This is a genomic window from Pseudomonas sp. (assembly GCF_030684895.1).
Classification (GTDB): Bacteria; Pseudomonadota; Gammaproteobacteria; order Pseudomonadales; family Pseudomonadaceae; genus Aquipseudomonas.
This window is the reverse complement of the sequence record NZ_JAUXXP010000059.1, coordinates 92,705-112,860: the sequence shown is the minus strand read 5'-3', so window position 1 is coordinate 112,860 and position 20,156 is coordinate 92,705. Positions and strand designations below refer to the sequence as shown.

The following is a 20,156-nucleotide window of genomic DNA, read 5'->3' as shown; positions in this document are numbered from 1 at the left end:
TAATTCCCATGGATCAAAAGGCTTTCTTATAATGTGCGCGCAAGGCTTCGAGCGGCTCGTTGCGGACCGGGTAGTGCTGCTGTAGGCGGTCGGCGAAGTAGCATTCTAAGGTACGCCCGATGGTCGGGAAAGCCAGCTCTGACCAGGGGATATCCTGTTCGTGAAATAGCTGAACCTCAAGGCTCTCTTCGCCCGGGGCAAAGTCCAGGTCGACCAGCTCGGCGCGAAACAGCATATACACCTGATTGATGTGCGGCAGGTCGAATAGGGTATAGAGGCTCAGGCTGCGCACCCGCGCGCAGGCTTCTTCATGGGTTTCGCGGGCGGCGGCCTGCTCCAGGGTTTCGCCGTTCTCCATAAACCCGGCCGGCAGGGTCCAGTAGCCGCGCCGTGGCTCGATAGCGCGGCGGCACAGCAGCACCTGTTCGCCCCACACCGGCAGGCAGCCGGCAATGATTCGCGGGTTTTGATAATGCACGGTCTGGCACTGCGCGCAGACGTGGCGCAGGCGGTTGTCGCCCTGCGGGATGATGTGGCTGATCGCGCCGCCACAGTTGCTACAGAACTTCATGCCAGACCCTCGCTGCGTGTCAGCTATCTTGGCGCGCGTGTTGTGTGCTCGGCAAGCGGGGTTTATCGAGCGCCTGAATGATTGCAGCCAGCGGCGTGGGGCTTGGGCCGTGCGCTGCTTTCGTGCCATGATCGAACGCAGAATAAAAGACTGAGAATCCCCATGCTGGACGAGTTGCTCCATCGCATGCGCGGCTATAGCCCGCACATTCTGCAGACCGACAAGCGTTACCCTGAGGCCGCAGTGCTGGTGCCCGTCACCCGCAGCGACGAACCGGAAGTGGTGCTGACCTTGCGCGCCAGCGGTTTGTCCACCCACGGTGGTGAGGTGGCGTTTCCCGGTGGCCGGCGTGACCCGGAAGATGCCGATTTGATCGAGACCGCCTTGCGCGAGGCGGAAGAGGAAATCGGCTTGCCGCCTGGGTTGGTCGAGGTTATCGGGCCGCTTAGCACCCTGGTGTCGCGTCACGGTATTCAGGTCACGCCCTATGTTGGCCTGGTGCCGGATTTTGTCGAGTACAAGCCCAACGACGGTGAGATTGCCGCGGTATTTGCCGTGCCGCTGGCGTTCTTTCGCAACGATCCGCGGGAAACCACCCACCGTATCGATTACCTCGGGCGCAGCTGGTATGTGCCGAGTTACCGTTATGGCGAATATAAAATCTGGGGGCTGACGGCGATCATGCTGATCGAGTTGGTCAACCTGGTGTTCGACGATGTGCATATCGATATGCACCAGCCGCCCGAGCACTTTATCAAGCTCACCTGAGCTTATGAGGAAGCATCCATGAAGTACCGTCTGGGTTCGTCCCATGTCGAGGTCCATGCCGACAGCTGGGTTGCACCGAATGCCACGCTGGTCGGCAAGGTCAAATTAGAACCGGGGGCCAGCGTGTGGTTTAACGCCGTGCTGCGCGGCGACAACGAGCTGATTCATATCGGCGAGAACAGCAATGTGCAGGACGGCACCGTGATGCACACCGATATGGGCTTCCCGCTGAGTATCGGTACCGGCGTGACCATTGGCCACAACGCCATGCTGCACGGTTGCACGGTGGGCGATTACAGCCTGATCGGCATCAATGCGGTGATCCTTAACGGCGCGAAAATCGGCAAGTACTGCATCATCGGCGCCAACAGCCTGATCGGTGAAGGCAAGGACATTCCCGATGGTTCGCTGGTCATGGGCTCGCCCGGCAAAGTGGTGCGCGAACTGACCGAGCCGCAGAAGAAGATGCTCGAAGCCAGCGCCGCCCATTACGTGCACAACGCCCAGCGCTATGCCCGTGATCTGCAGGAGCAGGACGATTGATGCAGCCGCAGGAGCGTCCGCTCGCCTCGCCCTGCGTGCATGTCTGCGCGCTGGACGATGAAGATATCTGTATTGGCTGCCAGCGCTCGGTCGCCGAAATCACTCGCTGGAGCCTGATGGATAACGCTGAGCGCCGTGAGGTGTTGGTGCAGTGTCATGAGCGGGCCAAGGCTAAAGGCATTCTGCTGTAACTTTCCTGATCAGTTTGAGGATTCACCATGCCCCGTATCGGAACCCCTTTGTCGCCGAGCGCGACCCGTGTGCTGTTGTGTGGCTCTGGCGAGCTGGGCAAGGAAGTGGTGATCGAGCTGCAAAGGCTCGGCGTCGAGGTGATCGCCGTGGATCGCTACGCCAATGCCCCTGCTATGCAGGTGGCGCATCGCAGCCATGTGATCAATATGCTCGACGGCGCCGCGCTGCGGGCGGTGATCGAACTGGAGCAGCCGCACTATATCGTGCCGGAAATTGAAGCCATCGCCACCGCGACCCTGGTTGAGCTGGAGAATGAAGGCTTTACCGTGATCCCCAGCGCCCGCGCCGCGCAGCTGACCATGAACCGTGAAGGCATTCGCCGGCTGGCCGCCGAAGAGCTGGGCCTGCCGACCTCGCCTTATCAGTTTGCCGACTCCTTCGAGCAGTGCCGCGCCGCAGTCGAGAGCATCGGCTTCCCCTGCCTGATCAAACCGATCATGAGCTCTTCCGGCAAGGGCCAATCAGTGCTGAAAAGCCTGGATGATCTGCAAGCTGCCTGGGATTACGCCCAGGCCGGTGGCCGCGCTGGCAAGGGCCGAGTGATAGTCGAGGGCTTTATCGATTTTGATTATGAAATTGCCTTGCTCACCGTGCGCCACAGCGGCGGCACTACCTTCTGCGCGCCTGTTGGTCATCGTCAGGTAAAGGGCGACTATCAGGAGTCCTGGCAGCCGCAGCCGATGAGTGCCAAGGCTCAGGCCGAGGCTGAGCGCATCGCCCTGGCGGTTACCGAGTCGCTGGGTGGGCGTGGGCTGTTTGGCGTTGAGCTGTTCGTGAAAGGGGATCAGGTATGGTTCTGCGAAATCTCGCCACGCCCGCACGACACCGGTTTGGTCACCCTGATTTCTCAGGATCTGTCCGAATTCGCTTTGCATGCGCGGGCAATTCTCGGTTTGCCGATTCCGGCGATTCGTCAGTTCGGCCCGTCCGCCTCTGCGGTGATACTGGTCGAGGGCGAGTCGCAGCAGGTCAGCTTCGGCAATCTGGCGGCGGCTCTGGCTGAACCGGATACCGCTTTGCGGCTGTTCGGCAAGCCGGAAGTCAGCGGTCAGCGGCGTATGGGTGTGGCGCTGGCGCGAGATGAGTCATTGCAGGCTGCGCGGGCCAAGGCCACGCGTGCGGCGCAGGCGGTCAAGGTTGAGCTGTGAATCCACTGCGCGCCTATGTCTGGTGGCTAGCGCTGGCGCTGCTGGCACCGGTGGCGCTGCCGTTGGCTGTATATACGCGGCGTAAAGCGCTGCGTTTACCGCCTGCCGCAGGGTTGCTGAGCGGTGTGGCTGGTGCAGACTTACTGGGCGAGCCGTTGCGCCTGCTGGTGCTGGGCGAGTCGACCGTGGTGGGCGTGGGTGTCGATGAGCTGCATTCAGCGTTGGTCGGCCAACTGGCGACTGCGCTGGCGGCGCATTGTGGGCGGCCGGTTGCCTGGCGTGCCTGTGGCGAAAATGGTATCACCGCTGCGCAGGCGCATGCGCGGTTGTTGCCGCAGGTGCTCGATCAGCCCTTTGATCTGGCGTTATTGGTGTTCGGCGTCAATGACACCACCCACCTGACTTCCTTGCCGCGTTGGCAGGCTGCGCTGGGCGGGATGGCTGAAGCGTTGGCCGCGCGCGGGACTCGGGTGGCCTTTAGCAGTGTGCCGCCGCTGCAGCATTTCACTGCCTTGCCCTGGTTGCTGCGGCGTTTGCTCGGGATGCGCGCCGGCTTGCTGGATGCGCGCCTGCGCCAGTTGGCAGGTCGCTTGGGGGCGGGGCACCACGCGGTTGAGCTGGAGTTTTCCGCCGAGTACCTGGCGCGTGATGGTTATCACCCCTCAGACCTGGGCTATCGCGTGTGGGCGCAGGGGCTGGCCGTCAGTCTTGCGCCGGCGGCTCGGTATGCGCCTTAGGCTTGGCTTGCCAGGCGCGTACACTTTTTACCCGGTTTTCCGAAGACTGCAGAATTTCCAGGCGATAAGGACCGATCTTCAGGCACACGGCGCTATCGGGAATGCTTTCCAATGCCTCTGTCACCAGGCCGTTGAGGGTCTTTGGCCCATCGCAGGGCAGGTGCCAGTCCAGCGCCTTGTTGATTTCGCGGATGTAGGCGGCGCCATCGATTACCTGGGTGCCGTCTTCCTGAGGATGAATATCCGGGCTGCGCAGGGTGTCCTGGTTGCTGAAGTCACCGACGATTTCTTCGAGGATATCTTCCAGGGTAACGATGCCGATCACGTCGCCGTATTCATCGACGACGATGCCAATCCGGCGTTTCTGCTTCTGAAAATTGATCAGCTGGGTCGACAGCGGCGTGCCTTCGGGGACGAAGTACGGCTCGTTGCAGGCCGCCAGTAGCGCCTCTTTGCTCAATTCGTTGTGCGTCAGCAGCCGGGCAATCTGGCGCATATGCACGATGCCTTCGATCTGATTGATGTCGGTACGGTACACCGGCAGGCGCGTGTGGGTGGTGTTGGTCAGCAGGCTGATGATGCTTTCAAGGTCGTCGTCGAGGTTGATGCCGGTGACTTCGTTGCGCGGAATCATGATGTCATCCACCGTCACCCGCTCAAGGTCAAGAATGCCAAGCAGCATGTTCTGGCGGTTTTTCGGCATGCCGGCGCCAGATTCGCGTACCACGCTGCGCAGCTCTTCGGTGGACAGGCTGTCGCTGCTTTTGCTGGTGGGGTCGACGCCCAGCAGCCTGAGCAGGCCGTTGGTGATCCAACCGAGCAGCACCACCAGCGGATAGAACAGCTTAAGCAGCACCAGCAGAGGCAGGCTGAACGGGTAGGCGACCCGCTCCGGGTGCAGTGCCGCCAGGGTCTTGGGGGTGATTTCACCGAAGATCAGCAGCGCCAGGGTCAGGCTGATCGTCGCGATGGCGATTCCGGCCTCGCCCCAGAGTTTGATGGCCAGTACCGTGGCGATGGCGGAGGCGAGAATATTGACGAAGTTGTTGCCGATCAGGATGGTGCCGAGCAGGCGGTCCGGGCGGCTGAGTAGCGCGCTGACGCGCGTTGCTCCGCGATGACCTTCTTTGGTCAGGTGTTTGAGGCGGTAACGGTTGAGGCTGAGGATGCCGGTTTCCGAACTGGAGAAGAACGCTGAGCAAAGCAGCAGAAAGATCAGCAAGCCGAACAGAAAGCCGGGGTGTGCGTTTTCCACGGAAGGGTCTCAAATATGCAGGATAAATTCGCGAACCAACTTGCTGCCGAAGTAGGCCAGCATCAGGAGGCAGAAACCCGCCAGGGTCCAGCGAATAGCTTTGTGGCCGCGCCAGCCGAGTTGGTGGCGGCCCCACAACAGCACGGCAAAAACCACCCAGGCGAAGCACGAGAGGATGGTTTTATGCGCCAGGTGCTGGGCAAACAGGTCGCTGATAAACAGCGCGCCAGACAGCAGCGAGAGCGACAGCAGCGCCCAGCCGGCCCAGAGAAAGCCAAACAGCAGGCTTTCCATGGTTTGCAGGGGTGGGAAATTCTTGATCAGCCCGGATGGGTGCTTGTGCTTGAGCTGATGGTCCTGCAGCAGCAGGAGCAGCGATTGGAAAACCGCAATGGTCAGCATGCCGTAGGCGGTGATCGACAGCAGGATATGCGCCAGGATGCCGGGCGCTTCATCAATGGCCTGGGTGGTGCCGCTGGGCATAAATTGGGCGAGCAGCACCGTAATAAAACCCAGGGGGAACAGCAGCAACAGCAGGTTTTCCACCGGGATGCGCGTGCAGGCCAATAGCGTCAGCAGAATAACCGCAGCGGCAATCAGGCTGGCGGCCTTGAAGAAGTCCAGCGACAAACCGCTGGCATCGAACATCTGCAGAAACAGGCTGCTGCCGTGCAGCAGCAGCGCCAGTGTGCCGAGTGCAATCAGCAGGCGCTTGTTGGACGTGCTGCGCTGTTGCAGGCGCAGGCCTTGATAGAGTGCGGCTCCGGCATAAAGGCAGGCAGCGGCGAGGCTGGGTAGCAGAGGGTGCATAAATCCTTGTCAGGCAAACCCGAAAGGCGGCCAGTGTGGCATACAACCCGTGCGCCACGAAAGCGTCTGGCGGTGTCGGTGTCTCGGGTCTGGTGGCGTTTCAGCGCCAGCCATGACTTGGCGCAGCCGACAAAGATACGTCAACAGCGGCTTGAGTCTTGGTTATAATCCGCGACCTGTTGCAAGCCCACCCTCGGCTCGGTAGAGCCTGAAAGGAACGCGCATGTTCGAAAATCTGACTGACCGCCTCTCGCAGACCCTGCGAAATGTCACTGGCAAAGCCAAGCTGAGCGAAGACAACATCAAGGACACTTTGCGTGAAGTGCGCATGGCCTTGCTTGAGGCTGATGTTGCCCTGCCGGTGGTCAAGGACTTCGTTAATAAGGTCAAGGATCGTGCGGTCGGCACCGAAGTCTCGAAGAGCCTGACCCCGGGCCAGGCGTTCGTGAAGATTGTCCGCGCCGAACTCGAAGAGCTGATGGGCGCAGCCAACGAAGACCTGGCGCTGAATGCCGTGCCGCCAGCCGTGGTGCTGATGGCGGGTCTGCAGGGTGCGGGCAAGACCACCACCGTCGGCAAGCTGGCGCGCTTCCTTAAGGAGCGCAAGAAGAAGACCGTGATGGTGGTGTCGGCTGACGTTTACCGTCCGGCGGCGATCAAGCAGCTGGAAACCCTGGCTAGTGATATTGGCGTGACCTTCTTTCCCTCCGATCTTAGCCAGAAGCCGGTGGATATCGCCGAGGCGGCGATCAAGGAAGCCAAGCTCAAGTTTATTGATGTAGTAATCGTCGATACCGCCGGTCGTCTAGCCATCGATGCCGAGATGATGGCGGAGATCCAGGCGCTGCACGCGGCGATTAAGCCGGTGGAAACCCTGTTCGTGGTCGATGCCATGACCGGTCAGGACGCTGCCAATACCGCCAAGGCCTTCAATGATGCGCTGCCGCTGACGGGCGTGGTGCTGACCAAGGTCGACGGTGATGCGCGCGGCGGTGCGGCGTTGTCGGTGCGGGCAATTACTGGCAAGCCGATCAAGTTTATCGGTATGGGCGAGAAGACCGAGGCGCTTGAGCCTTTCCATCCGGACCGGATTGCCTCGCGCATTCTCGGCATGGGCGATGTGCTTAGCCTGATCGAGCAGGCCGAGCAGACCCTGGACCGTGAGAAAGCCGAGAAACTCACCAAGAAGCTGAAGAAGGGCAAGGGCTTCGATCTTGAAGACTTTCGTGATCAGCTGCAGCAGATGAAGAACATGGGCGGCCTTGGCGGCCTGATGGACAAGCTGCCACAGATGGGCGGCGTCAATCTGGCGCAGATGGGCAATGCCCAAGGCGCGGCCGAGAAGCAGTTCAAGCAGATGGAGGCGATCATCAACTCGATGACGCCTCAAGAGCGCCGCGATCCTGACGTAATCAGTGGCTCGCGCAAGCGCCGCATCGCCATGGGTTCCGGTACCCAGGTGCAGGATATTGGTCGTCTGATCAAGCAGCACAAGCAGATGCAGAAGATGATGAAGAAATTCACTGCCAAAGGCGGCATGGCCAAGATGATGCGCGGCATGGGCGGGATGATGCCGGGCGGTCTGCCGAAAATGTAAGGAATCCGCGTCGGCAGCAATGTCGGCGCAAACCCCGCTGAGTTGGCGGGTGTTTACAGTAAACCCGCCTTTCGCGGGAGCTGATTGGCCGGTTTGGACCGCGGCCCTCTGGCAAATCTTGCTTGCACGGCCTCATGCGGCTGAAAAAGCCATTTGCAAAAATCCGGATATTCCTTAGAATATGCGGCCTTTCGGGCACCCATGCCCGCTGTGCATTTAGATTTGCAGCACCGACTACAGGAACTATGTTCACATGCTAACGATTCGTCTTGCCCTTGGCGGCTCCAAAAAGCGCCCGTTCTACAAAATCAACGTGACCGACAGCCGTAACCCACGCGACGGTTCGCACAAAGAAGAAATCGGTTTCTTCAACCCGATCGCTCGTGGTCAGGAAGTTCGTCTGTCCGTGAAGCAAGATCGCCTGGCCCATTGGCTGAGCGTTGGCGCACAGCCTTCTGATCGTGTTGCTCAGTTGTTGAAGGACGCTGCTAAGGCTGCGGCCTAAGCAATATGAGCGCGACGCCTGTTTCTACCGATGATTTGATTGTTATCGGCAAGATCTACTCTGTACATGGCGTTCGCGGTGAAGTGAAGGTGTATTCCTTTACTGATCCTGTTGCAAACCTGTTGCAGTACAAGTCCTGGACGCTTAGGCGCGAAGGCAGTGTCAAACAGGTAGAGCTGGTCAGCGGACGCGGGAGTGATAAGTTCCTGGTCGCGAAGCTCAAGGGTCTTGATGATCGTGAAGAAGCGCGTCTTCTCGCTGGTTATGAGATCTGTGTGCCGCGCAACCTGTTCCCTGAATTAGCAGATGGTGAGTACTACTGGTACCAGTTGGAAGGTCTCAAGGTTATTGATCAGGCAGGGCAATTGCTCGGCAAGATTGATCACCTGCTAGAAACCGGTGCCAACGATGTGATGGTGGTCAAACCCTGCACCGACAGTCTGGATGATCGTGAGCGCCTGTTGCCCTATACCGAGCAATGCGTGTTGTCGATTGATCTGAGTGCTGGCGAAATGCGGGTCGACTGGGATGCGGACTTCTAAGCCTGATGCCAAATCTGCGCGTTGAAGTCATTACGCTGTTCCCGGAAATGTTTGCCGCTATCAGCGAATACGGCATTACCAGCCGAGCGGTGAAGCAGGGTTTGTTGCAATTGACCTGCTGGAACCCGCGTAGCTACACCACAGACCGTCACCACACCGTGGATGATCGGCCTTTTGGCGGTGGCCCAGGCATGGTGATGAAGATCAAGCCGCTTGAAGATGCTTTGCTTGAGGCGAAGCACGCTGCAGGTGGTGCGGCCAAGGTGATTTACCTGTCGCCGCAAGGTCGCCAGCTGACGCAGTCAGCAGTACGCGAACTGGCCAATGAGGATGCGTTGATCCTGATTGCCGGCCGCTACGAAGGCATTGATGAGCGCTTTATTGAGGCGCATGTCGATGAAGAATGGTCGATTGGGGACTACGTCCTGTCCGGCGGTGAGCTGCCGGCCATGGTGCTGATCGACGCGGTAACGCGCCTTTTGCCTGGTGCATTGGGTCATGCAGATTCGGCCGAGGAAGACTCCTTTACGGATGGCTTGCTCGACTGCCCGCACTACACCCGCCCGGAGGTGTATGCGGATAAACGTGTTCCCGACGTGTTGCTTAGTGGCAACCACGAACACATCCGGCGCTGGCGTTTGCAGCAGTCCCTTGGTCGGACCTACGAACGACGCGCCGATCTTCTGGAAAGCCGCTCGCTTTCTGGAGAAGAGAAAAAGCTGCTGGAGGAATACGTCCGCCAGCGGGACGATAGTTAATGTATCGATGACCGGCCGAGGCCTGTCTTAGGAGCGCAGCATGACCAACAAGATTATTCAGCAGCTCGAAGCTGAGCAGATGGGCAAAGAGATCCCGACTTTCGCACCGGGTGACACCATTGTTGTCCAGGTTAAAGTGAAAGAAGGCGACCGTCAGCGTCTGCAGGCGTTTGAAGGCGTGGTAATCGCCAAGCGTAACCGTGGTCTGAACAGTGCTTTCACTGTTCGTAAGATCTCCAACGGTGTTGGCGTTGAACGTACTTTCCAAACCTACAGCCCGCTGGTTGACAGCCTGGCCGTTAAGCGTCGCGGTGACGTACGTAAAGCCAAGCTGTACTACCTGCGTGACCTGTCCGGTAAGGCAGCGCGCATCAAGGAAAAACTGGGCTAAGCCTCAGCTTTCCAATAAAAAAGCAGCCTTAGGGCTGCTTTTTTCGTTTTTGCGTTTCAATTACCGCGCTGCGGCTAGCGCAGGCTGATCTTCAGTGAGGCTTGCGACAAGTCGATGTCATGCAGGCTCAGGCTGCCCATGCTCTGGCCCTGGGGCGCGCCGGCGACGCGGATATTGTCGAAGCGCAGCTCACCAATCGAGCTGGGTAGGCGCACGTTCACCGAGCCGTCAGCGTTGATCACCGAGGTCAATTTGCTGGTGTCGTACTGCACATCCTTCATCGAGGTTTCCGCCTCAAGGCTGCTCAGTACCGGCATCACAAGTTTGCTCAGTTGGCCGACGGTGCCCAGGCCGTCACCGCTGCCGGCTTGGAGAAACAGGCCTTGCAGCACATCATCCAGGCCTTGGGCGCTGACATTGCTCATTTCCATATCGCTCAGGGGGCGCAGGCCGCGCGGCGTTTGTTCCTGGCTGATGGCGTTGGGGGCGTTTTTCGGGGCGTCAGCGCTGGCGATCTGGAAGGGGCTGAGCAGCGCGGCAACCAGGGTGGCGGCTAGGCGCAGATTGTTCTGTTTGCTGAGGGCCTTTTTCAGCTGGCGTTCGGTTAGCCAGCCTTGCTCGATCAGTGTCTCGCCCAGGCGTTTGTGGTTGGTGAGTTGCAGTTGAATGGCAGCATCCAGCTGGCCGCGGTTAATCAGTCCTTTGTTGATCAGAATCTGACCAAGACGTGAATGCTGTTGGCTGGACATGCGTGGGCACCGTTGAGCTGTAGTGGCGTGATGCAATCATGGTCTGCAAATCGCGCTCTGTCACCCTCCCAAAGATAGGGTGACTGGAGCTTCTTCGCTGGTTTAGCCGCCGTTGGTCGGAGCGCTTAGCGCTGGCCCATGGCGCTGCGCTCGTAGACACTGGCGGGCATATCGTTTGAGGTTTCTTGATGGCAGCTATCGATCATCCGCTGATTGACCGTTTTCTTGAGTCGTTGTGGTTGGAAAAAGGCCTGTCCGTGCACACCCAGGCTGCGTATCGCAGCGACCTTGCACTGTTCAATGGCTGGCTGCAGGTGCGTGATGTGCAGCTGTCGGATGCCGGGCGTGAGCTGATTCTCGATCACCTGGCTTGGCGCCTGAACGAAGGCTACAAAGCGCGCTCGACCGCGCGATTGCTCTCGGGCTTGCGCGGTTTTTATCGGTTTCTCTTGCGTGAACAGCTGATCAGTCGTGATCCGACGCTGCAGGTGGATTTGCCGCAGCTGGGCCGGCCGCTGCCAAAATCGCTGTCCGAGGCCGATGTCGAGGCCTTGCTGGCGGCTCCAGAGCTGGATGACCCGATTGGTCTGCGCGACCGGGCGATGCTTGAGGTGCTGTATGCCTGTGGCTTGCGCGTCAGTGAGTTGATTGGCTTGACGCTGGAGCAGGTCAATCTGCGTCAGGGTGTGCTGCGCGTTTTCGGCAAAGGCAGCAAGGAGCGCCTGGTGCCGCTGGGCGAGGAAGCGATTGCCTGGATCGAGCGCTACAGCAAGGAAGCGCGGCCGTTTCTGCTCGATGGCAAACCCAGCGATGTGTTGTTCCCCAGCTTGCGTGGCGAGCAGATGACCCGGCAGACCTTCTGGTATCGCATCAAGCATCAGGCCAAGGTGGCGGGGATTGCCAAGAGCCTGTCGCCGCATACCCTGCGCCATGCCTTTGCCACGCACCTGCTCAATCACGGCGCCGATTTGCGCGTGGTGCAGATGCTGTTGGGGCACAGCGATCTGTCGACCACGCAGATCTACACCCACGTTGCCCGCGCACGGCTGCAGGAGTTGCATGCGCAGCACCACCCGCGAGGCTGAGAGCGCCGTCCGGCCTGCGATGGTCGGCCTCTGTGGGCTTCTATGATAGGCTGCCCCCATCACTCGTTAGATCGTCTTTTGCTAGGAGTTTGTATGCGTTTTAATCGCATTGTTGTCGCATTGGCTTTGAGCCTGGTCAGTAGCATTGGTGTGGCTGCTGATCCCGATCAGGCTATTCGTAATACCCTCAAAGCAGTCGATCCTAATTTGCCGATTGAAGCGATTGCGGAAAGCCCGATGACGGGGCTTTACCAGGTTCAGTTGCAAGGCGGTCGCCAGTTGTATGCCAGTGAAGACGGCCAGTTTCTGCTGCAGGGCTACTTGTTTCAGGTGAAGGATGGCAAGCCGGTTAACCTGACCGAGGCCGCTGAGAGCAAGGGCGTGGTCAAGTTGCTGGATGCCATACCCACCGCGGAAATGGTGGTGTTTGCGCCTAAACAACCGAAAACCCATATCACCGTATTTACCGACACCGATTGCGGCTATTGCCAGAAGCTGCACAGCGAAGTGCCTGAGCTCAATCGTCTAGGCGTTGAAGTGCGTTACCTGGCCTTCCCGCGCCAGGGTCTTGAAAGTGAGGCTGCAAAAGAGCTGTCGAATGTCTGGTGCGCCAAGGACAAGCAGCAGGCCATGAACTTGGCGAAGACCCGTCAGTCGGTGCCGAACGTCCAGTGCGACAGCCCAGTTGCCAAGCAATATGCGCTGGGGCAGATGATCGGGGTTAGCGGTACACCGGCCATCGTTTTGGCCAACGGCAAGATCATTCCGGGCTATCAACCAGCACCGCAGCTGGCGAAAATAGCCCTGGAATCCAAGTGATCTGAGGCTCGCGCCTGATTGACTAATAAACAGCCGCTTCGTATGGTGCGGCTCTTTTTCTACGGCCGGGGCTTGCTCCGGCCGTTTTACGCAGTGCAGATGGGGAGTTCAGTGTGAAACCGGTGAAAGTAGGCATCTGTGGGCTGGGTACCGTCGGTGGCGGTACGTTGAATGTACTCAAGCGAAATGCCGAGGAAATTACCCGGCGCGCAGGGCGCGGTATTGAAGTTGCCCAGATTGCGATTCGCTCGCCCAAGCCGCAGTACGACACAACCGGTATTAGCATGACCAGCGATGTCTTTGAGCTGGTGAACAACCCTGAGATCGATATCGTTATCGAGCTGATCGGCGGTTACACCCTGGCCAAGGAGCTGGTGCTCAAGGCTATCGAGAACGGCAAGCACGTGGTTACCGCCAACAAGGCGTTGATCGCCGTGCACGGCAACGAGATCTTCGCCAAGGCCCGCGAGAAGGGCGTGATAGTCGCCTTTGAAGCCGCCGTTGCCGGTGGTATTCCGGTGATCAAGGCGATTCGCGAAGGCTTGGCGGCTAACCGCATCAACTGGCTGGCCGGGATCATTAACGGCACCGGCAACTTTATCCTCAGCGAAATGCGCGAGAAGGGTCGTACCTTCGAGGACGTGCTGGCCGAGGCGCAGGCGCTGGGTTATGCCGAAGCCGATCCGACCTTCGATGTCGAAGGCATCGATGCCGCGCACAAGCTGACCATTCTTGCTTCTATCGCCTTTGGCATTCCGTTGCAGTTCGACAAGGCCTACACCGAAGGCATCACCAAGCTGACCACCGCTGACGTGAACTACGCCGAAGCACTCGGCTACCGCATCAAACACCTGGGTGTGGCGCGCCGCACCGACGCTGGCATCGAACTGCGTGTACATCCGACGCTGATCCCGGCTGATCGTTTGATCGCCAACGTCAACGGCGTGATGAACGCAGTGATGGTCAACGGCGACGCCGCTGGCAGCACGCTGTTCTACGGCGCTGGCGCCGGCATGGAGCCTACCGCGTCCTCGGTTATTGCTGATCTGGTTGACGTGGTTCGCGCCCTGACGGCTGATCCGACCAATCGTGTGCCGCACCTGGCCTTCCAGCCGGACTCGCTGTCCGATCACCCGATTCTGCCGATCGAAGCCTGCGTGAGCGCCTACTACCTGCGCATTCAGGCCAAGGATCATCCCGGCGTGCTGGCCCAGGTGGCGAGCATTCTGTCGGCGCGCGGGATCAATATCGAGTCGATCATGCAGAAGGAAGTTGAGGAGCAGGACGGCCTGGTGCCGATGATTCTGGTCACTCATCGCGTGGTCGAGGCGCAGATCAACGAGGCGATCAGTGCCCTTGAGGCGCTCGAAGATGTGGTCGGCAGCGTTGTGCGTATTCGCGTCGAGCAGCTGAACTAATCCGCCTCTGGCCGCAGGCCGTTGCGGCTCTTAAAGATTCAACCGAAGGTTTGCCCCTATGCGCTATATCAGTACCCGTGGCCAGGCACCGGCCCTGAATTTTGAAGACGTGCTGCTTGCTGGCCTGGCCAGTGATGGCGGCCTGTATGTACCGGAAAATCTGCCGCGCTTTACTCAGGAAGAAATCGCCTCTTGGGCTGGCCTGCCTTACCATGAGCTGGCCTTCCGGGTGATGCGCCCGTTCGTCACCGGCAGCATTCCGGATGCCGACTTCAAAAAAATCCTCGAAGAAACCTACGGCGTGTTCACACACAACGCCGTCGCGCCACTGCGTCAGCTGAACGGCAACGAGTGGGTGCTGGAGCTGTTCCACGGCCCGACCCTGGCTTTCAAAGACTTCGCCCTGCAACTGCTCGGCCGTCTGCTTGACTACGTGCTGGCCAAGCGCAACGAGCGCGTGGTGATCATGGGCGCCACCTCCGGTGATACCGGTTCGGCCGCCATCGAAGGCTGCAAGGCCTGCGACAACGTCGACATCTTTATCATGCACCCGCACAGCCGCGTGTCCGAAGTACAACGCCGGCAGATGACCACCATTCTCGGCGACAACATCCATAACATCGCCATCGAAGGTAACTTCGATGACTGCCAGGAAATGGTCAAGGATAGCTTTGCTGACCAGGGTTTCCTCAAGGGTACCCGCCTGGTGGCGGTCAACTCGATCAACTGGGCGCGGATCATGGCCCAGATCGTTTACTACTTCCACGCGGCCCTGCAGCTCGGCGGGCCTGCACGCTCCATTGCGTTCTCGGTGCCCACCGGCAACTTCGGCGACATCTTCGCCGGCTACCTGGCGCGCAATATGGGCCTGCCGATCAGCCAGCTGATCGTCGCGACCAACCGCAACGACATCCTGCACCGCTTTATGAGCGGCAATCAGTATGTGAAGGGCGACCTGCACCCGACGCTGTCGCCGTCCATGGACATCATGGTCTCGTCGAACTTCGAGCGCCTGCTGTTTGACCTGCACGGTCGCAACGGCGCGGCGATTGCCGAGTTGATGGTCACCTTCAAACAGGGCGGCGGTTTCAGCGTTGATCAGGATCGTTGGACCGAGGCGCGCAAGCTGTTCGACTCCCTCGCTGTGGATGATGCGCAGACCTGCGAAACCATCACTGAAGTGTTCAACGAGTGTGGTGAGCTGCTCGACCCGCATACCGCGATTGGCGTGCGTGCCGCTCGTGAGTGCCGTCGTAGCCTGGCGACGCCGATGGTCATCCTGGGTACCGCGCACCCGGTCAAATTCCCCGAGGCCGTGGAGCAGGCTGGCGTAGGTCAGGCTCCGGCGCTGCCTGCGCACTTGGCTGATCTGTTCGAGCGCGAGGAGCGCTGCACGGTATTGGCTAACGACCTGAAAGCCGTACAGAGCTTCGTGGCTCAGCACGGCAATCGCGGCAAGCCACTGTAAGCCTGGCGCTGGTCAATAAAGCCGGTACCCGCAAGGGGCCGGCTTTTTTTGCGGCTATGCTCCGGGAAGGTTGCTGAAAGGAGTGTGTGATGACTGGGCTTGATCAGGATTTGCCGGCGGAGGTGGTGGCGGCGCTTGAGCGTGGGCAGAAAATCGAGGCGATCAAACTGCTGCGTGAGCTCAGGGGTATTGGCTTGAAAGAGGCCAAGGATGCTGTGGATGACTACACGCCTGAGCGACGGTCGGGTAGTGCGTCAGTGGTGCAGTCTGGCGGGCGTGGCGGTATCTTCTGGTTGTTGGGCTTGCTCGTGCTGGGTGCTGCAGTTGCCTGGTGGTTTGGCGCGTTTTAGTAGCGGTGTGGTGTGCAGTAGAGGTAGTCGGGTGAAGTGGTTGATCAAGGCGGTTGTGCTGCTGTGCGGTATCTATCCCCTGGCTGGCGTCTATGCGGCCACCTTTGAAGTTGGTTTTTATAACTACCCGCCGATGATGATCGAGCAGGGTAAGACCGGTATTTATCAGGATATCTTCGATGAGCTGGGTAAGCTGACGGGCGATACATTCAGCGTGCAGTACTACCCCTATCCGCGCATTGGTCTGCTGTTTAATGGCGGGCAGCTGGATATCGAGCCGGGTGTTTATCCGGGTTGGGTGCAGGGGCAGTCGACGCCTGGGGTGTTTTCGGTGCCGTTTGGTAAGGTTGTCGATGTCATGGTGTTTGCCCCGGGCAAGGCTTTCCCGGTGTCGCGCCCTGAGGATTTGCGCGGCAAATCAGTGGGGTTGGTGCGCGGCTATGCCTACCCTGACCTGCGTGCGTTGATCGAAGCGGGACAGCTTGATCGGCGCAATGCGCTGAATGAAGCGCAGTTGCTGGAGATGCTGGCCAAGTCGCGCTTTGATCAAGTTGTGGTCAATAAGGCGATTGCCCAATACAGCCTGGCGAAGACCCTGGAGTACCGCCATCTTGAGGTTGGCGATGTGATGAGCTCTTTCGATGTCAGCATGCGCGTTCATCCGCGCCACGAAGCCTGGCTGGGTAAGCTCGATGCGGCCATTCTGACGCTCAAGCGGCGCGGCGTTATTGAAGGGATCTACGCCAAATATGGCGTTCACCTTTAGCTACAGCCTGCTAGCTGAGATTGTTGATTAGATGGCGCCTTCGTCACGTAGGCTGGCGATCTGTTCACGGCTATAACCCAGTCCGCTTAGCACCCGCTCATTGTGCTCGCCCAGTTCCGGGCCGACCCAGTTCACCTCGCCCGGTGTATCGCTCAGCTTGGGCACGATGCCGGGCATCTTGAAGGCTTTGCCGTCTGGCAGCTTGGCTGATAGGAGCATTTCGCGAGCAAGAAATTGCGGGTCGTGGAACATATCCTCGGCGCTGAAAATGCGGCTGGCAGGTACCTCGGCCTGATTCAGGGTTGCCAGTACCTGCTCCAGCGGCAGCGAGCCGACCCAGCGGTCGATCACGCCATAAATCTCATCGCGCCGCGCGTCGCGGCCATCATTGCTGGCCAAGGTCACGTCTTCGGCCAGGTCCTGGCGGCCGATGGCCTGCATAAAGCGCTTGAAGATCGCATCGCCGTTGGCGCCGATCTGAATATGCTTGCCGTCGCTGCTGGTGTGAATCGAGGAGGGGGTGATGCCGGGCATGATGTTGCCAGTGCGCTCGCGGATAAATCCGAACACATCGAACTCCGGCACCATGGATTCCATCATGGCGAAGATCGCTTCATACAGTGCCACATCCACCACCTGACCGCTGCCGCCGTTCACTTCACGATGACGCAGCGCCATCAAGGCGCCGATCACGCCCCACAGCGCAGCAATCGAATCGCCAATCGAAATCCCGGTGCGCACCGGCGGGCGGTCCTCGAAGCCGGTGATATACCGCAGCCCGCCCATGGATTCGCCCACCGCGCCGAAACCCGGCTGATCCTTCATCGGGCCTGTTTGACCGAAGCCCGACAGGCGCACCATCACCAGTTTAGGGTTCAGTGCATGCAGCACATCCCAGCCCAGGCCGAGCTTTTCCAGCACGCCGGGGCGAAAGTTCTCGATCAGAATGTCCGCCTCGCTGAGCAGCTTCTTCAGCACCTCGCGCCCGCCCTCGTGCTTGAGGTTGAGGGTGATCGACTGCTTGTTGCGCGCCTGCACAAACCACCACAGCGAAGTGCCCTCATACAGCTTGCGCCACTTGCGCAGCGGGTCGCCGCCATCCGGTGATTCGACCTTGATCACCTCGGCGCCAAACTCCGCGCAGACGCGCGAGGCAAACGGGCCGGCGATCAGGGTGCCGAGTTCGATCACTTTCAGGCCAGCGAGGGGTTTGATAGCTGGGTTCATGAGGTTTCCGTTGTGCGGTGGGTCGGCTAAGGCTATTCGATTGTGGGGTGCTGCGTCATTTTTCAATGGTCGCTATCGGGCGCTGCGGCTGCGATGGGGTTGGCAGATTTAGCTGTTTAGTTGGCGGCTGATATGACGTTAAATTGCTGCCACGAACGGATGCTCGGTATTGCTGGCCCTGGATGGTTCCCCTTCTGCGACTTTTCCCTGTGTGGTCTCTGTGGCGCTGCTTTTGAGCGCTTCGCTTGTGCGTGCCTGAAAATCAACAAACATGCGTTTTAAAATATTACATGTGATGTGTTGATTCATTACATGTGTGGGGCTAGTCTGCGTCCATGGAAAGCAAATCATCAGCCCACTACCAGCGTCTTTTCCGTCAACGCCTGCGCGAGCAGGGATTGGTGAAAAAAGAGGTCTGGATACTGCCAGAGCATGCCCCGCTGCTTATGGCATTCGAGCGGAAACTTCGCCAGCCGCACTCAGTAAAGCTGGCTTCAATGGAAAAGGAGGAGGGTATGAGCATGCCGCAGGTTTGGACTGCACAGGCTTTATACGATGCACTGTCGGCTGTTGAGCTATTCAAGGGCGGGCAGGCGAGCATCGAGCTGATTCAGAGCTCGGATGCCAGCTTGCACGTGACCATGCACGACTATGGCGATCTGCCTTTGTTTGTCGCCGTCTTTGGCGAGCAGATCGTGGTCGAGGGCCTGCTGTGGCCTGCCGCCGATGTGCGCGACAGTGCGGCGTTCAACGAGCAGGTGTTGCGTACCCACAAGCTGTTTCCACTGTCCTCTATCGGTCTGGAAACCCTGCCGGACGGTCAGCCTTGCTACACCATGTTTGGTGCGCTGAGCTCGGCGTCGACATTGACCGATGTGGTGTTCGAGATTGAATTGCTGGCCGACAACGTGATCAAGGCCACCGAAGCCTATGAAGGCTTCCTCAAAGCCGACGCTAAGGAGTGATGCTATGAACGTCTGGAGCAAATTGCTGACGGCGCTGCGTGGCGGCGCCAATGAAGTGGGTGAGGCCGTGGTAGATGGTCAGGCGCTGCGTATTCTCGATCAGGAGATTCGCGATGCCGATCTAGAGCTGCGCAAGTCCAAGGAAGCCTTGGCTGAGATTATGGCCAAACAGAAACTGGCCAGTGATCGCCTGGGCAAGAGCACGGCGAAGATCGCCGAGTATGAGCAGTACGCGCTCAAGGCCCTGGATGCCGGCAATGAAGGCCTGGCCAAGGAAGTTGCCGAGAAGATCGCCAACCTGGAAACCGAACAGGCCAGCGACCGCGAACAGGCCGATGGTTTCGCGGCCAGTGTGGCGCAGTTGCGCAAAGCCGTGACCCAGGCGGAAGGGCATATCAAGCGCCTGAAACAACAGGTCGATACGGTCAAGGCCACGGAGAGCGTGCAGAAAGCGCAGATGGCCGTGGCGCAGCGCTATGGTGGTTCGCAGGCCAAGTTGCATACCGCCGTCGAGTCGCTGGAGCGCATCAAGCTCAAGCAGGCCGAGCGTGCAGCCATGATGGAAGCCAATGCAGAGCTGGCCGCCACCAGCGCGCCGGATGACGCCCTCGAGGTCAAACTGCGCGCCGCGGGCATCGTGCCGGACAACGCCAGTGCTGACAGCGTGCTGGCGCGCCTGAAGGGTCGCGCCAAGCCCGAAGCCTAAACGGCCAATGCGGGGGCTGCGGCTCCCGTTTCTTCGACTAGCAGGATGTAAAGAAGATGGAGCTATTTATACAGACCGCGCTGTCGTTTCCCGTGGTGCTGCTCAGCTTTGCACTCTGCGTGGCGATTCTGTATTGGCTGGTCGCCGCCATGGGGATTGTCGATGTCGATCTGTTGGATATCGAAGTCGACTCGTCGCTGGAAAACCACGCGTTGCAGCCCGAAGGCCTGGCTGGCCTGTTACTCAAACTGGGTCTCAATGGCGTGCCGGTGACGTTGATTCTCACCCTGCTGTTCTTTTTTGCCTGGTTCCTCTGCTATTTCGCCGAGCTGTTGTTGCTGCGTTTTCTGCCTTTGGGCATTTTGCGTTACCCCCTGGGTTTGCTGGTGATCGCCGCTGCGTTAATCGCCGTGGTGCCCGTGGTGAGCCTGTTGGTGCGACCCTTGCGCCCGCTGTTTCTCAAGCTGGAAGCCACCAGCAGCAAGTCCGTACTCGGGCAGGTGGCCATCGTGCGCAGTGGTCGGATAACGTCCACGCAGGGTGAGGCGACGCTTGAAGATGGCGGTGCCGGGCTGATTTTGCGTGTACGTGCCGATGAGGCACAGGGATTCAAACGTGGCGACCGTGTGGTGTTGCTGGAGTACCTGGAGGCCGAACACGCCTATCGGGTAATTACCGAAGACGAGTTCAAGGGCATCTAGCCCGTTTATCAAAGGAGATTGATTG

General features: G+C 59.4%; 24 protein-coding genes. 19 read left to right on the top strand and 5 right to left on the bottom strand.

Features of this window, described 5'->3' with window-relative positions; translation table 11 throughout:
• Window positions 1-13: 13 nt before the first annotated feature.
• Window positions 14-571, bottom strand: a complete 558-nt coding sequence (locus tag Q8M42_RS13930) for an NUDIX hydrolase (RefSeq protein WP_304865529.1) — start codon at window positions 569-571, stop codon at window positions 14-16.
• A gap of 162 nt (window positions 572-733) precedes the next feature.
• Between Q8M42_RS13930 and Q8M42_RS13925 the strand changes: the two genes are divergently transcribed.
• Genes Q8M42_RS13925 through Q8M42_RS13905 form a run of 5 tightly spaced genes read left to right on the top strand, consistent with a single transcriptional unit; the run spans window position 734 to window position 4,019 of the window.
• Window positions 734-1,339: a CoA pyrophosphatase gene (locus Q8M42_RS13925; protein WP_304865527.1), complete on the top strand. Its 606-nt coding sequence runs from the start codon at window positions 734-736 to the stop codon at window positions 1,337-1,339.
• A gap of 18 nt (window positions 1,340-1,357) precedes the next feature.
• A complete protein-coding gene (locus tag Q8M42_RS13920; protein WP_304865525.1) occupies window positions 1,358-1,882 on the top strand; it encodes a gamma carbonic anhydrase family protein in 525 nt (174 codons plus the stop codon).
• Window positions 1,882-2,073: a DUF1289 domain-containing protein gene (locus tag Q8M42_RS13915; RefSeq protein WP_304865524.1), complete on the top strand. Its 192-nt coding sequence runs from the start codon at window positions 1,882-1,884 to the stop codon at window positions 2,071-2,073. Before Q8M42_RS13920 ends, Q8M42_RS13915 begins: the two co-directional genes overlap by 1 nt.
• A gap of 27 nt (window positions 2,074-2,100) precedes the next feature.
• The gene (gene purT / locus Q8M42_RS13910) at window positions 2,101-3,282 is read left to right on the top strand and encodes a formate-dependent phosphoribosylglycinamide formyltransferase (protein ID WP_304865522.1); all 1,182 of its coding nucleotides are present in this window, start codon (window positions 2,101-2,103) and stop codon (window positions 3,280-3,282) included.
• The gene (locus Q8M42_RS13905) at window positions 3,279-4,019 is read left to right on the top strand and encodes an SGNH/GDSL hydrolase family protein (protein ID WP_305284201.1); all 741 of its coding nucleotides are present in this window, start codon (window positions 3,279-3,281) and stop codon (window positions 4,017-4,019) included. Before purT ends, Q8M42_RS13905 begins: the two co-directional genes overlap by 4 nt.
• Here the strand turns inward: Q8M42_RS13905 and Q8M42_RS13900 are convergent.
• On the bottom strand, window positions 3,985-5,274 hold the full coding sequence (locus Q8M42_RS13900; protein WP_304865520.1) for an HlyC/CorC family transporter: 1,290 nt from the start codon (window positions 5,272-5,274) through the stop codon (window positions 3,985-3,987). The two genes, Q8M42_RS13905 and Q8M42_RS13900, sit on opposite strands and share 35 nt — an antisense overlap.
• A 9-nt stretch (window positions 5,275-5,283) precedes the next feature.
• The gene (locus tag Q8M42_RS13895) at window positions 5,284-6,084 is read right to left on the bottom strand and encodes an inner membrane protein YpjD (RefSeq protein ID WP_269380382.1); all 801 of its coding nucleotides are present in this window, start codon (window positions 6,082-6,084) and stop codon (window positions 5,284-5,286) included.
• Window positions 6,085-6,307: 223 nt separating this feature from the next.
• On the opposite strand from Q8M42_RS13895, the gene ffh reads away from it, so the two are divergent.
• The 5 genes from ffh (at window position 6,308) to rplS (ending at window position 9,877) form a co-directional block, all read left to right on the top strand.
• Window positions 6,308-7,681: a signal recognition particle protein gene (gene ffh, locus Q8M42_RS13890; RefSeq protein WP_304865517.1), complete on the top strand. Its 1,374-nt coding sequence runs from the start codon at window positions 6,308-6,310 to the stop codon at window positions 7,679-7,681.
• A gap of 253 nt (window positions 7,682-7,934) precedes the next feature.
• Window positions 7,935-8,186, top strand: a complete 252-nt coding sequence (rpsP, locus tag Q8M42_RS13885) for a 30S ribosomal protein S16 (RefSeq protein WP_090239277.1) — start codon at window positions 7,935-7,937, stop codon at window positions 8,184-8,186.
• 5 nt (window positions 8,187-8,191) lie between these two features.
• Complete coding sequence (gene rimM, locus Q8M42_RS13880) at window positions 8,192-8,728, top strand: ribosome maturation factor RimM (RefSeq protein WP_275961057.1); 537 nt, start codon at window positions 8,192-8,194, stop codon at window positions 8,726-8,728.
• Window positions 8,729-8,733: 5 nt separating this feature from the next.
• Window positions 8,734-9,486, top strand: coding sequence for a tRNA (guanosine(37)-N1)-methyltransferase TrmD (gene trmD, locus Q8M42_RS13875; RefSeq protein ID WP_304865511.1), 753 nt, complete (start codon window positions 8,734-8,736; stop codon window positions 9,484-9,486).
• Window positions 9,487-9,526: 40 nt separating this feature from the next.
• Window positions 9,527-9,877 (top strand): 50S ribosomal protein L19, encoded by a 351-nt coding sequence (gene rplS / locus Q8M42_RS13870; RefSeq protein ID WP_090248568.1) that lies wholly within the window; start codon window positions 9,527-9,529, stop codon window positions 9,875-9,877.
• A 74-nt stretch (window positions 9,878-9,951) separates the two neighbouring features.
• On the opposite strand, the gene Q8M42_RS13865 is transcribed toward rplS, so the two are convergent.
• Complete coding sequence (locus Q8M42_RS13865) at window positions 9,952-10,626, bottom strand: hypothetical protein (protein ID WP_304865507.1); 675 nt, start codon at window positions 10,624-10,626, stop codon at window positions 9,952-9,954.
• A gap of 188 nt (window positions 10,627-10,814) precedes the next feature.
• Here Q8M42_RS13865 and xerD point away from each other — a divergent pair, with 188 nt between their 5' ends.
• From xerD to Q8M42_RS13835, 6 genes are all read left to right on the top strand, one after another.
• Window positions 10,815-11,711 carry a site-specific tyrosine recombinase XerD gene (gene xerD / locus Q8M42_RS13860; RefSeq protein ID WP_304865505.1) on the top strand — a complete coding sequence of 299 codons (897 nt, stop codon included), beginning with the start codon at window positions 10,815-10,817 and terminating at the stop codon, window positions 11,709-11,711.
• A 93-nt stretch (window positions 11,712-11,804) separates the two neighbouring features.
• Window positions 11,805-12,530: a bifunctional protein-disulfide isomerase/oxidoreductase DsbC gene (gene dsbC / locus Q8M42_RS13855; RefSeq protein WP_304865503.1), complete on the top strand. Its 726-nt coding sequence runs from the start codon at window positions 11,805-11,807 to the stop codon at window positions 12,528-12,530.
• 113 nt (window positions 12,531-12,643) lie between these two features.
• Entirely contained in the window at window positions 12,644-13,948 is a 1,305-nt protein-coding gene (locus Q8M42_RS13850) for a homoserine dehydrogenase (protein ID WP_304865501.1), read from the top strand.
• 58 nt (window positions 13,949-14,006) lie between these two features.
• A complete protein-coding gene (gene thrC, locus Q8M42_RS13845) occupies window positions 14,007-15,416 on the top strand; it encodes a threonine synthase (RefSeq protein ID WP_304865500.1) in 1,410 nt (469 codons plus the stop codon).
• 89 nt (window positions 15,417-15,505) lie between these two features.
• Window positions 15,506-15,766 (top strand): ribosomal protein L7/L12, encoded by a 261-nt coding sequence (locus Q8M42_RS13840; protein WP_304865498.1) that lies wholly within the window; start codon window positions 15,506-15,508, stop codon window positions 15,764-15,766.
• A 31-nt stretch (window positions 15,767-15,797) separates the two neighbouring features.
• The gene (locus tag Q8M42_RS13835; RefSeq protein WP_304865496.1) at window positions 15,798-16,532 is read left to right on the top strand and encodes an ABC transporter substrate-binding protein; all 735 of its coding nucleotides are present in this window, start codon (window positions 15,798-15,800) and stop codon (window positions 16,530-16,532) included.
• Window positions 16,533-16,559: 27 nt separating this feature from the next.
• Here Q8M42_RS13835 and Q8M42_RS13830 read toward each other — a convergent pair whose 3' ends face one another.
• A complete protein-coding gene (locus Q8M42_RS13830) occupies window positions 16,560-17,759 on the bottom strand; it encodes a CaiB/BaiF CoA-transferase family protein (protein WP_304865494.1) in 1,200 nt (399 codons plus the stop codon).
• 335 nt (window positions 17,760-18,094) lie between these two features.
• Between Q8M42_RS13830 and Q8M42_RS13825 the strand changes: the two genes are divergently transcribed.
• The 3 genes from Q8M42_RS13825 to Q8M42_RS13815 are packed head-to-tail and all read left to right on the top strand — an operon-like array spanning window position 18,095 to window position 20,131.
• Window positions 18,095-18,724, top strand: a complete 630-nt coding sequence (locus Q8M42_RS13825; RefSeq protein ID WP_275961065.1) for a YjfI family protein — start codon at window positions 18,095-18,097, stop codon at window positions 18,722-18,724.
• A gap of 4 nt (window positions 18,725-18,728) precedes the next feature.
• Entirely contained in the window at window positions 18,729-19,430 is a 702-nt protein-coding gene (locus Q8M42_RS13820; protein ID WP_304865491.1) for a PspA/IM30 family protein, read from the top strand.
• 56 nt (window positions 19,431-19,486) lie between these two features.
• On the top strand, window positions 19,487-20,131 hold the full coding sequence (locus tag Q8M42_RS13815; protein ID WP_304865490.1) for an OB-fold-containig protein: 645 nt from the start codon (window positions 19,487-19,489) through the stop codon (window positions 20,129-20,131).
• Window positions 20,132-20,156: the final 25 nt, after the last annotated feature.